10 protein-coding genes and 1 pseudogene are annotated in these 11,971 nt (G+C 74.3%); 3 read left to right on the forward strand and 8 right to left on the reverse strand.

The features are described 5' to 3' along the window. Nucleotides 1-83 precede the first annotated feature (83 nt). From IE066_RS12380 to IE066_RS14825, 8 genes and pseudogenes are all read right to left on the reverse strand, one after another. Nucleotides 84-1,304 carry a hypothetical protein gene (locus IE066_RS12380; protein WP_189450333.1) on the reverse strand — a complete coding sequence of 407 codons (1,221 nt, stop codon included), beginning with the start codon at nucleotides 1,302-1,304 and terminating at the stop codon, nucleotides 84-86. Beyond that, on the reverse strand, nucleotides 1,301-3,637 hold the full coding sequence (locus tag IE066_RS12385) for a putative bifunctional diguanylate cyclase/phosphodiesterase (protein ID WP_189450335.1): 2,337 nt from the start codon (nucleotides 3,635-3,637) through the stop codon (nucleotides 1,301-1,303). Before IE066_RS12385 ends, IE066_RS12380 begins: the two co-directional genes overlap by 4 nt. Before the next feature lie 4 nt (nucleotides 3,638-3,641). Then, entirely contained in the window at nucleotides 3,642-4,292 is a 651-nt protein-coding gene (locus IE066_RS12390) for a carboxypeptidase regulatory-like domain-containing protein (RefSeq protein ID WP_189450337.1), read from the reverse strand. Nucleotides 4,293-4,412: 120 nt separating this feature from the next. Next, entirely contained in the window at nucleotides 4,413-5,138 is a 726-nt protein-coding gene (locus IE066_RS12395) for an ABC transporter ATP-binding protein (protein ID WP_189450339.1), read from the reverse strand. Further along, nucleotides 5,131-6,333 (reverse strand): ABC transporter permease, encoded by a 1,203-nt coding sequence (locus IE066_RS12400; RefSeq protein WP_189450342.1) that lies wholly within the window; start codon nucleotides 6,331-6,333, stop codon nucleotides 5,131-5,133. The genes IE066_RS12395 and IE066_RS12400 overlap by 8 nt, the downstream gene beginning before the upstream one ends. Nucleotides 6,334-6,336: 3 nt before the next feature. After that, nucleotides 6,337-7,587, reverse strand: coding sequence for an efflux RND transporter periplasmic adaptor subunit (locus IE066_RS12405; protein WP_189450344.1), 1,251 nt, complete (start codon nucleotides 7,585-7,587; stop codon nucleotides 6,337-6,339). A 265-nt stretch (nucleotides 7,588-7,852) separates the two neighbouring features. Further along, the gene (locus tag IE066_RS14820; protein ID WP_229790810.1) at nucleotides 7,853-8,803 is read right to left on the reverse strand and encodes an isoaspartyl peptidase/L-asparaginase family protein; all 951 of its coding nucleotides are present in this window, start codon (nucleotides 8,801-8,803) and stop codon (nucleotides 7,853-7,855) included. 492 nt (nucleotides 8,804-9,295) lie between these two features. Next, a pseudogene (locus IE066_RS14825) lies at nucleotides 9,296-9,796 on the reverse strand (cyanophycinase); the annotation flags it as partial. Between the two features lie 100 nt (nucleotides 9,797-9,896). On the opposite strand from IE066_RS14825, the gene IE066_RS12415 reads away from it, so the two are divergent. The 3 genes from IE066_RS12415 to IE066_RS12425 all read left to right on the forward strand — a co-directional run. Then, nucleotides 9,897-10,469: an RNA polymerase sigma factor gene (locus tag IE066_RS12415; protein ID WP_189450349.1), complete on the forward strand. Its 573-nt coding sequence runs from the start codon at nucleotides 9,897-9,899 to the stop codon at nucleotides 10,467-10,469. After that, nucleotides 10,447-11,514 (forward strand): FecR family protein, encoded by a 1,068-nt coding sequence (locus tag IE066_RS12420; RefSeq protein ID WP_189450351.1) that lies wholly within the window; start codon nucleotides 10,447-10,449, stop codon nucleotides 11,512-11,514. The genes IE066_RS12415 and IE066_RS12420 overlap by 23 nt, the downstream gene beginning before the upstream one ends. 76 nt (nucleotides 11,515-11,590) lie before the next feature. Then, the coding region (locus tag IE066_RS12425; protein WP_189450353.1) for an STN domain-containing protein at nucleotides 11,591-11,971 on the forward strand (381 nt) is incomplete at its 3' end.

An 11,971-nucleotide genomic window follows, 5' to 3' on the forward strand; every position in this document is an offset into this window, starting at 1 on the left:
GGGGCTGCGGCGGGGACGCGACAGTCTAGCGAGGGCCCCGTGCGCCGGCGTATGCAGGGCCGTCCCGCAGCATTGCATGCACGTCAGAAAAACCAGCGCACGCTGGCCTGCAGCTGGGTTTCGCGCTGCCGTGGCGCCAGGCCCTGCGCGCGTCGTTGCGGGCGCGTGCTGTCGATGTGCAGGGCTTCGGCGGTGACGCGCAGGCGGTCGTTCGGGCGCCAGTTGAGCGCGGCGGTGAACGCGCGTCCGTGCTCGTCGCGCGCGAACGCACCGCCGCCGGGCGTCTGTTTCGACTGGAACAGGTCGACGCGCAGCGCCGGCCGCCATGCGCCGTGCTCCCAGCCGGCGAGCAGGTAGCCGGCGGCGAAGCGCGTGTCGAACTGCAGGCCCGGCATGGGCTCGACCAGCGTGCTGCCGCGCATCAACTGCGCGAGCAGCACGATGTCGCCGACGCGATGCTCGCCCGCTGCGCTCCAGAAGCGCGTGCGCCAGGCGTAGAGCTCGCGGCCTGCGTAGTCGATCTCGCGCGTGGCGTCGGCCCGGTTGTCGTAGGCGGTGAGCACCACGCGCGACTGCGCCGGCGTGCGCCAGTCGACCGTCGCGTACACGCCGGGACGATGGTCCATCTCGATGAACGGGCGGAAGCGCACCGGCGGCGTTCCCTCCACGCTCGCGGCGATGTCGTCGGGCTGGCGCAGGCTGCCGTCGAGCCCGGCGACGATGTCGTGCATCGCCCAGCCGCGGGTGGCCAGCAGCTCGCCGGCCGGGTCGTTCTGGACGAACAGCGCGAGGCCCGCGCCGAAGGTGCCGCGCTCGCCGCGATGCTCGACGCGGCCTTCGAGCCCGAGCGTGCGCAGCTCCTCGCCGACCCAGGTGTTGATCGCCGACGGCGTGAGCGTCCACGGGCTGGTCCAGCCGACCGCGTCGTTCTCCAGCGATACCGGCGGAAAGAACATGCCGGCGCGCAGCGACGTTCGCCACGGCGTGGTCGACACCGGCCGCCACCGCACGGACGCGTCGATCAGGTCGAGCGGCCGACGCGCCTCGGGCACGTACTGCGCCTCGGCGGAGACGAACAGTTCCGGCGTCGCCTGCCACTGCGCGGCGAGCACGCCGCAGGCGGTGAGGCCGTCGTGGCGTGCATCGGTGCGCGCCTTGCCGTGGCCGCCGTCGAGCCAGCGGTCATCGTCGCCATCGAAGGCGATCGCGCGCGTCTCGACGAAGCCGTGCAGCTGCACGGACTGCGCGGCCGCCGGCAGCGTCACCGATGCGAAGGCGAACGCGAGCAGCGGTGCGCGACTCATGCGCCCACCGCGAATTCGAGGTCCGGCTCGAACGCGTCGAGCGCGACGGCCTCCATCGGCCGCGCGACGAGGTAGCCCTGCGCGTGGTCGCAGCCGACGGTGGCGAGGTAGTCCAGCGCCGCGCGCTCCTCCACGCCCTCGGCGGTGACGCGACAGCCCAGTGCATGCGCGAGTTCGACGATCGAGCGCACGATCACGCGGTCCTCGGGCGACTGCGCGAGCGGCGCGACGAAGGCGCGGTCGATCTTCAGCTCGCGCACCGGCAGCCGGCGCAGGTAGGCGAAGGACGACTGGCCGACGCCGAAGTCGTCGATCGACAGCGCGATGCCCTGCGCGGCGAGGCGCTCGAGCACCGGCAGCGCGGCATCGGGATCGCGCATCAGCGCGCTCTCGGTGATCTCCAGCACCAGGCTGGCCGCGGGCAGGCCGTGCGCGGCGAGCAGCGCGGCGACGCGGCGCGGCAGCTCGGCGTCTTCCACGTCGCGCGCGGAGACGTTGATCGACACGCGCATGTCACGCCCGGCCGCATGCCAGCGACTGGCCTGCGCGATGCCGGTCGCGAGCACCCATCGCGTGAGCCGGCGGATGTGGCCGGTCTGCTCGGCCAGCCCGACGAACGCGTCCGGCGGCAGCAGGCCCAGGCGCGGATGGCGCCAGCGCACCAGCGCCTCGACGCTGTCGATGCGCCCCGTCGCCAGGTCGAGCTTGGGCTGGTAGTGCAGCGCGAGGCCTTCGTCCTGCTCCAGCGCGCGCAGCAGGTCGCCCATCAGCGAGAGGCGCTCGGGGCGGTGCGGATCCGTGGCCTCGTCATAGACGGCGATCGCGCCCTCGCTGCCCGCGGCCGCGAGCAGCGCGACGTCGGCGCGGCGCAGCAGGCCCGCGGCGTCGCGGCCGTGCAGCGGCGCCAGCGCGATGCCGACCGCGGGCGCGAGGTCGAGGCTCACGTCCGCCTCGCGATAGGGCTCGGCGAGCGCATCGACCAGCCGCGTCGCCAGCGCGACCGCATCGGCACGCGCGGCCACGGGCAGGAACACCGCGAAACGGCTGTCGGTGGCGCGCGCGACGTCGGCGCCGGCGACGAGCGCGAGGCGCCGGCCGACGTCGTGCATCAGCCGATCGCCGACACCGTGCCCCAGCGTCTTGACGATATCGGGCACGCGCTCGAGCCCGACCATCAGCAGCGCGGCCTCGCCGTTCGGCGCCGCGTCGAGCGCACGCTGGATCGCGCTTTCGGCGGCGCTGCGGTTGGGCAGGCCGGTAACGGGATCATGCGCGGCTTGGTGCAGGATGCGCGCCTCGCGCTCGCGGATCGCCGCGGCCATCGAATCGAAGGCCGCGGCCAGCGCGCCGAGTTCGTCGCCCTGCACGCGCGCGCCGATCGGCGCGTAGTCACCGGCCTCGATGCGACGCGCGGATGCCGCGAGCCGCTCGACCGGACGCGACACGCTGCGTGCGATCAGCCAGGCGCCGGCGACGCCCGCGAGCAGGCCGAGCCCGAGCAGCGCGGCCCAGGTCAGGCCCACCGCGCGGTACGGCGCCAGCGCCGCGTCGACCGAGTAGCCCAGCAGCGCCACCACCGGTGCGCTGTGCCGCGAGCGCGCCAGCGGCACCGCCTGCATCACATATTCGCGGCCGTCGTCGGCCTCGACCACCTCGGCGCGCATCGGCAGCGTCGAACTCGCGGGGCCGAGCTCGCGCACCAGCAGCCCGCTGCCGGCGCCGTGCGCGATGCCGCGCCAGCGGCCGGCGTCGACGGTGGCGAGCTCGACGTCCTTGGGCAGCGCCGACTGCGCCTGCAAGCGCGCGAGCAGGCGGTCGTCGACCGGGATCGCAGCGGCGATGAAACCGACGAGGTCCGGCGCGAACACCGGCACCACCACCATCCAGTGCGCGCGATCGTGCGAGGCCACCACGGCCGACGCCGGGCGCTGCAGCGCGTGCTCGACGAGGTCGGCGTACGGAAACGCCGCGCCCGGGGCGAGCCGCCCGGCGGTATCGGCCTCGACGCGACCGTCGAGCCCCACCAGCAGCATTTGCGTGGCGCCCACGCGGCGGCCGTGGTTGGACAGCGCCGAGAGCACGGTGGCGCGATCCTGCTGCGCGATCGCCGAGCGCAGCGCGAAGTCCAGCGAGAGCACCTGCACGCTCGCGGCGACGCGTTCGGACAGGTCGTCGAGCTGGCGCGCGAACGCGCCGGCGGCCACGCCGAGCTGGCGCTGGCCCTCGCCGATCAGCGCATGCCGGGTGACGCCGTAGACCAGCACGCCGGTCAGCGCCTGCACGGCGACCAGCAGCGCGACGACGAACGTGACCAGGCGGACGCGGAAACTCATCGGCTCAGTAGCCCGTGCGCTCGCGGTCGACCGCGCGGCGCGGGTCCGGCAGCAGCGCCAGTGCGAATGGGAGGCGACGATGGTCGTCGGCGCCGAGCACCACGCCGGGTTGCGCGATCTCCTGCTTCGTCGGCGGCAGGCGCGGATGCCAGACGCGCACCTCGTAGGTGCCCGCCGGCAGGCCGTCGAGCACGACGTGCCCGCGCGCGTCGCTGCGCGCCGACCACGGCGCGTCGGTGACGTAGAGGTAGCTGATCATGCCGTCGTGGATGTTGCAGCCCACGGCGACCACGCCGGCGCGCGGCAGGGTCATCGGCGCGGATTCCTGCCGCGGCGCGACGACGTACTCGAACGACTTCGCGCGCGAGAACGAATAGACGTGGTGGCGGGTGGCGTCGCTGTTGCGGAACACCACCGACTCGCCGGGCCGCAGCACTTCGACGTAGGGCCGGAACGCGAGGTTCTTCTGGTCGACGACGTGCGGCGCGCCTGCCGCCGGCGCCGAACCCGCGCCGTCGGCCCGCACCAGGCTGACCACCGCGTCGGCGACCGGACGGCCCTGGCGATCGGCCAGGTCCACCGCCAGTTGCGCGCCCTGCGCCGCGCCGCAGGCGAGCAGCGTCGCCAGGCCCAGCCCCTTGCCGATCGTCCGCATGCCGTCCCCCCGACGCGCCGTGCCGCCCGAGCCTAGCACCGGGCCGGGCGCGTACCCCGCGCCCTGTCGGACGTTATCGGCGGGCGCCGCGGAAGCTTGATGTCGCGCGCGATCGCCGTCCTACGACGCGTCCGCGCGTGCGGCGTCGTGGCGCTCGTCGCCGTCGATGCGGCCGTCCACCAGCGTGATCGTGCGATCGCAGGTGTCTGCCAGGCGCGGGTCGTGCGTCACCACCAGCACCGCGCAGCCGAACTGCGCGTTGAAGCGGCGCAGCAGCTCGAATACGTCGGCAGCGGTCTTCGTGTCGAGGTTGCCGGTCGGCTCGTCGGCGAGCAGCAGCGCCGGGCGTGTGATCAGCGCGCGCGCGATGGCCACGCGCTGCTGCTGGCCACCGGAGAGCTGGTCGGGCTTGCGGTCGGCGTACTTCTCCAAACCGACGTCGGCGAGCAGCCCGCGCGCGCGGTCGAGCGTCTCGCGATCGGGCTTGCCGCGCGCCACCATCACCGGCATCAGCACGTTCTCGAGCGCGGTGAATGCGCCGATCAGGTGGTGGAACTGGAACACGAAGCCGATGTTCCGCCCGCGCAGCGCGGTGCGCGCCTCGTCGTCCATCTCGCGGGTGGGCTTGCCGAGCAGGTAGAGCTCGCCGTCGGTGGGCGAATCGAGCAGGCCGATCTGGTTCAGCAGCGTGCTCTTGCCCGAACCTGACGGACCCACCAGCGCGGCGAAATCCGCGCTGTCCACGCACAGGTCGACGCCGTGCAGCACCTCGACCTCGTTGGGCTGGCCGATGTTGTAGGACTTGCGCAGGCCTTCCAGCCGCAGCACCTCGCGGCGATCACGCATGGCGGATCGCCTCCACCGGATCGAGCCGGGACGCGCGCGAAGCCGGCACCGCCGCCGCGATCACGCCAGCGATGGTCGCCAGTGCCATCGCGGCCGGCACCAGCGTGGGCGGCAGCGGAATGTAGAAGAGCCCCGGCCCGAAGCGGTTGAACGCCCCGACCAGCGCCAATCCCGCGAGCGCGCCGATGAGCGAGCCGGCCAGGCCCAGCACGGCGCCCTGGATCAGGAACACGCGCAGCATCTGCCGGCGCCGCGTGCCCATCGCCCGCAGGATGCCGATCTCGCGCGTGCGCTGCGCCACGCTGACGGCGAGCACGCTGGCGATGCCGAGCGCGACCGACATCGCGACGAAGAAGCTGATCATGCGCGTGGACATGCTCTGCGAGGTCAGCGCGTTGACCAGCTGCGCATTGGTTTCCTGCCAGCTCTCGGCCTTGAGCCCCGTGAGCCCGCGGATGCGCGCGGCGCTGCGGTCGGCGGCGAACAGGTCCTCCACCGTCACGTCGATCACTGTCACGCCACCGGGCAGCGCGAGCAGCGACTGCGCCTGCTTGAGGTCGAGGTAGACATAGCGCGCGTCGAGCTCGCGCACGCCGAGCTCGAAGATGCCGGCGACGTTGACGATCGCCTCGCGGCCGTCGCCCGCATCGAGGCGCAGCTTGCCGCCGGTGCGCAGGCCGAGGTCCTCGGCGAGCTGGCGGCCCACCACCGCATTGCCCGAGCCGACCTCCAGCCGGCCTTCGACCATGTTCTCGTCCAGCGGGATGACACGCAGGTAGCGCGGCAGGTCGACGCCGACCAGCGCGACCGACTGCACCGCCTCGCCGCGGCGGCCGAACGCGGGGCCGGACACCACCGGCGAGACCGCGGTGATGCCGGGCAGCGTGTCGAGCACGTCGCGCACCTCGGGCCAGTTGTCGATCGGACGCAGTGCCTGCGCGCGGCGGTCCTCCAGCACCAGCTGCAGCGTGCCGGGCGGCGCGGGCGCGATGCGGTTGGCCTCGTTGGGCGCCTCCACGCGCACGTGCGACTGCGTGCCCAGCGTGCGTTGCACGAGGTTGTTCTGCAGCCCCGAGATCAGCGCGGTGACGAACACGATCACCGACACGCCCACCGCGATGCCGAACAGGATCAGCAGCGTCTGCGCGCGGCCCTGGCGCAGGAAGCGCATCGCGATGGTGGCTTCGATCCACATCGCTCAGTCGAGCTTGACCGGCGGCTCGCCGCGTGTGGACTCGGCGGCCGTCGGCGGCGGCTGGCCGTCGATGCGCACGCGCGCGCCGTCCTTCGGCAGCGCGTCGGCCGCGAGCGCGCCGGCGGCGACGACCTGCTCGCCCGCGCGCAGGCCCTCGAGCACCTCGCTCGCGGCCAGCCCGCGCAGGCCCAGCTTCACTGCGACGCGGCGGACGCGGCCGTCGCGCACCACCAGCACGGTGGCACGATCGCTGCCGTCGCGCGCGTCGATCAGCGCATCGTTGGGCACCGCCAGCGCGCGCTCGCGGCGACCGGTGAGGATGGTCGCGGTGACCGTCATGTCCTGGCGCACGAAGGTCGCGCGCGGGTCGATGCGCAGGCGCACGTCGACCGTGCCGCGCGAGGGATCGATGCCCGGCGCGACGTGGTGCACGGTGGCGGCGAACGGGCGGTCGGGAAACGCGTCGGCGATGCAGGTCGCGCTCTGGCCGACCTCGATGCGCGAGAGGTTCTTCTCGTCCAGCGGCAACAGGATCTCGCCGGGCGCGTCGCGCGCGATCTCCATCAGCACGTCGCCGGCGCGCACGGTGTCGCCGGGCTCGACGTCGCGCGTGAGCACGGTCCCGGCCACGGTTGCGCGGATCACCGCACGCGCGAGTTCGGCGTCCGCGGCGGCGAGCTGCTGGCGCGCCTGCGCCTCGCGCGCGCCGCCCGCGAGCGCTTCCAGCGCGACGCGTGCCTGCTCGGCCGCGGCGCGCGCGGCGACCACCGCCTGCTGCGCCTGCTCGACGTCCTCGCGCGCGACCAGTTGCCGCGCGCCGAGTTCGCGACGACGCGCGGCCTCGCGCTCGGCCTGCGCGAGTTCCGCGCGGGCCTGGCGCAGCCGCGCCTCGGCATCGGGGCGGTCGGCCTCGCGCAGCGCCGCGAGTGCCGCGCGCGCCTCGTCGCGCCGCGCTTCGAGGTCGCGTGCACGCAGCATCACCAGGATGTCGCCCGGCGCGACGCGGTCGCCGTCCCGCACGCGGCGTTCCAGCACCAGCCCGGCGATCTCCGCGCCCACCTGCACGCGCGACTCCGCCGCGATGCGCCCGGTCGCCACCACGTTCTGCACCAGCGGGCCCGCCTGTACCTCGTAGCCGGGCAGCGCAGCGCCGCGCAGGCGCATCAGGCCGAACAGCACCACGAGTACGAGAACGACGGCGATGGCCGCGATCAGCCATGTGCGGCGCCTGGGGCGCTTGGACGGTTCGAGCATGCAGGCGGATCCGCGGGAAACCGGCGCATCTTCGCCGAACGCGCATCATCGCCGTGCGTACGGCCGCTGGCACCCTGGCGACGATGCGTTCCGCCGACGGCATCGACGACGATGGACACGCCACGGGTAACGCCGTGCGCCGCGATCCTCGCCTGCGTTCAAGTGCCCGGAACGCGATCGGCGATCGGGCTTGCGCCCGACCGCCGATGCTTCGAACCGCCGATATATCCGCGCAACCGGGCCGCTGCGACGCGGCCAGCCGTCGTCACGGTACCGGCATCGCCAGCGCGTCTTCGCGGTAGATCGCCACGTGCGGCACGCCGTCGGCGCCGATCCAGCCGCGATACATGCCTTCGGTGTTGAACGGGAAGGCGACGCTGCCATCGGCGCCGAGCGCGATCGCACCGCCGTCGCCGCCGGCCTTCGGGATGTCGCGGTTGATCACGGCGTCGGCCGCGCGCCGCAGCGGCGTGCCGGCCAGGCGCACGCGCGCGCAGATCTCGTGCGCCGACGCGCCGCGGATGTAGAACTCGCCCCAGCCCGTGCCCGATACGGCGCAGCGCGCATCGGCCCAGGTGCCGGCGCCGATGATCGGCGAGTCGCCCACGCGGCCGTAGCGCTTGTTGGTCATGCCGCCGGTGCTGGTGCCCGCGGCGAGGTGGCCGGCGGCGTCCAGCGCGAGCGCGCCGACGGTGCCGAAGTAGGCCTTGCCCGGCAGCACCAGTGGCACGTTCGCCGCCTGCGCGCTGGCTTCCTCCTTCAGCGCCTGCTGCAGTTGCTGCCAGCGCTTCTCGGTGCGGAACCACGACGGGTCGACCAGCCCGATGCCCTGCGACTTCGCGAACGCCTCGGCGCCGTCGCCGACCATCATCACGTGGTTCGAGCGCTCCATCACCGTGCGCGCGAGCTGCAACGGATTGCGGACGCGATGCACGCCCGCGACCGCGCCGGCCTTGCCGGTCGCGCCGTCCATCACCGAGGCGTCGAGCTCGTTGCGGCCGTCGTGGGTGAACACGGCGCCGCGGCCGGCGTTGAACTGCGGCGCGTCCTCCAGCACGGTCACCGCGGCGGTCACCGCGTCCATCGCCGGCGCGCCCGCCTTCAGGCGCGCATGGCCGGCGCGCAGCGCGGCTTCGAGCGCGGCGCGCGCGGCGGCCTCGTCGGCCGGCGTCATGCCGGCGCGTTCCACGCCGGCGCCGCCGTGCAGCACCAGCATCGGTGCGTCCAGCGCGACCAGCACGCCGTCGCGCACCGCATAGCCGCGCTGGAACGGCGGACGCTCGACGCGGCCCTCGGGCAGATGCAGCCGCGAGTTCGCATCGATGCCGATCGTCTCCACGCGCGACAGCTTCATCGGCTCGTCCTCGGCCTGCCGCTCGGCGAAGCCGCCGCGCACCAGCGTGGCGCCGGCGCCCGGCGCGGTCGCGTAGACGCGCGCGCTGCCGTCGGCCTCCACCGCGACCGCCGCGTCTTCGTCGACGCCGAGCCCGATCAGCGGACGGCCGGCCAGCGATTCGGCCTTGGCGACGAAGGCGACGAGGCGGCCGAGGCGGCCGCGCTCGCGGAAGTGCGTGTCGGTGACCACGCCCTTGAGCGCGTCGATGTGCAGGAAGCCGGTCTCGATGGTGTTGGCCGGGCCGAGCGGATCGGACAGCGCCTCGGGGCTGGTGAGGCTGCCGCCGTCCATCGCGCCGTAGAGGTATTCGCCGAGCATCGCGAGCCCGGCGCTGGTGCCGCCCAGCGGCTTGCCGGCGCGCACATGCGCGTCGAGCGCGGCGGCCACGGGCGTGCCGCGCCAGAAGCGCACGTAGCGCGACTGGTCGCCACCGGCGAGGAAGATGCCGTCGGCGCGCCTGAGCGCGCGCAGGATTTTCGGATCGCTGGCCGCGTCGCGGTCGTCGAACACGAACGTCTCCACCGAGGCCACGCCGCCGACCTCGCGGTAGAACTCCTCGCCGATCTCGCCCGCCTGCGAGGCGCGCAGCACCACCACGTGGCCGTGGCCGGCCTTGGCGAGGAACCAGCGCAGCGCGTCGAAGTTGCGGTCGCCGCCGCCCATCAGCAGCAGGCCCGGGGCAGGCCGCTCCGGCGTGGGCAGCGAGAGGTCGCCGATGACGTGGCGCTGGTAGCCGGCGGCGAACGCGGCGCCGGCCTGCGCCAGCCCGAGCACCGCGGTGAAAAGGATCGGCCAGGCGGCTCGGCGATGCATCGGGGCGGTGCTCCAGGCGTGATTCGTTCTGCACAGGACGAACGGCCGGGCGATTTCCCCCGTCCGGCCGCTTCGGGCCGCCCTCGGCTATGGTGTCCCGATGCCGGTCGAACTCGACAACTGGTTCATCCGCGAGATCCTCGTGCACGAGGCCGCGCTCGCGCGCTACCTGGCGCGTTGCTGGCGCCATCGCGACGAGCTGATCGACCTGCGGCAGGAGGTCTACGCGCGCGTCTACGAGGCCGCGGGGCGCTCGCTGCCCACGCAGCCCAAGGCCTTCCTGTTCGCCACCGCGCGCCACCTGATCACCGATCGCCTGCGCCGCGGCCGCGTCGTCTCGATCGAGCCGATGGGTGATTTCGAGCCTTCGCACGTCCTGATCGATGAGGTCTCGCCGGAGCGCTGGAGCGGCGGCCGGCAGATGCTCGCGCGCATCGCCGACGCCTTCGACCGCCTGCCGGACCGGTGCCGGGAGGTGGTCTGGCTGCGGCGTGTCGAGGAGTTGTCGCAGAAGGAGGTGGCCGTGCGACTGGGCATCAGCGAGAAGACGGTGGAGAAGCACATCGCCAAGGGCATGCGCCTGCTCGCCGGTCATATGCACGGCGGCGACGCCGTGGACGCGGCGCCCGCCGTGGAAACGGAGGCGCCGCATGGGCGACAGCAGGCCGACTGAGCCGCCGCCGGGGCGCGCGATCGCGATCGAGCGCAAGGCCGCCGACTGGCTGGCGCGCCGCGAGGGCGGCGGTGCATGGGCCGAGGCCGATGCGCAGGCGCTGGAGGCCTGGCTGGCGGAGGACGTCGCCCATCGCGTGGCGTTCCTGCGCCTCGACGCCGCCTGGCGCGAGAGCGGCCGCCTGCAGGCGCTGGGCGCGAGCTGGCGGCGGCCGGGCCCGCCGCCGCGCGGCTATGCCTCGTCGCCGGCGCCGCATGCCGCACCGGTCGATATCCCGCCGCCGCGCGCGCGCAATGCGTCGCCACGACGTCCCCGGCTGCGCCGCTGGCTGGCCGCCGCGGCGCTGGCCGGCGCGACCGTCGCCGGCTGGAGTTGGTGGAACCTCCACGTCATCGACGCCGCGAGCTACGACAGCGCGCCGGGCCTGGTGCGTCGGCTGCCGTTGTCCGACGGCTCGCGCGCCACGCTCGCCAGCGACAGCCGCATCGAGGTCCGGCTGTCGCGCCGCGAGCGCCGCATCGCGCTGCAGGCGGGCGAGGCGATCTTCGACGTCGCCAAGGACGCCGCGCGCCCGTTCGTGGTCGACGCCGGCGCCGGCCGCGTGGTCGCGGTGGGCACGCGCTTCTCGGTGCGCCGTGATCCCGACGGCCTGCAGGTCGTCGTCACCGAAGGGCGCGTGCGGCTCGAGCCCGCGCGCGGCCGCGACGGCGTGCGCCCGGTGACGCTGCTGCCCGCGGGCAGCATCGCGCTGGTGGGCGAGGACGGCGTGCTGGTGCGCACCGTGCCGATCGCCGAGGCCGAGGAGATGCTCGGCTGGCACAGCGGCCAGCTGGTGTTCCGAGACGCCACGCTCGACGAGGCCGCAGCGCGCTTCGCCGACTGCAGCGCGCGCCGGCTGGTGATCGGCGACGACACCGTGGCCGCGCTGCGCATCGGCGGCAGCTTCCGCTGCGACAACGTCGAAGGCTTCGCGCGCCTGCTGGAGCAGGCCTTCGCGGTGCGCGCCGAGCATCGCGCCGACGGCATCGTGCTGCACGCGCGTTGAACCGCCGGGGGATTTGCCCGGCTCGTTCGTCCTGATCGCTGGAAGCGCCGTCGCCGCGGCGCACTGGGGAATCCACGTGAAGCCGTTCCGACCGTTGCGCGTCCTGCTCCTGTCCCTGGCCTGTTCCGCCGCGCTGGCCGCGCAGGCGGCCGATGGCATCCGCCTCGACGTGCCGGCCGGCGACCTCGCCAGCGCGCTCGACGCCTACGCGCGCCAGTCCGGCACGCAGCTCGTCTACCGCGCCGACCAGCTCAAGGGCGGCCGCAGCCCCGGCCTGCAGGGCAGCTACACGGCGCAGCAGGGGCTCGCCCGCCTGCTGCAGGGCAGCGGCTTCACCGCGCAGCGCGACGCCTCGGGCGCGGTGCTGGTGGTGCCGGCCGCCGCTGCGCGGCCCGCGCCCGCCACCGCGCCGGTCCCGCGCGCGCCGCGCCCGGCGCAGGCGCCGCCGGCCGCCGCC

This window comes from Cognatilysobacter xinjiangensis (assembly GCF_014651995.1).
Classification (GTDB): Bacteria; Pseudomonadota; Gammaproteobacteria; order Xanthomonadales; family Xanthomonadaceae; genus Cognatilysobacter; species Cognatilysobacter xinjiangensis.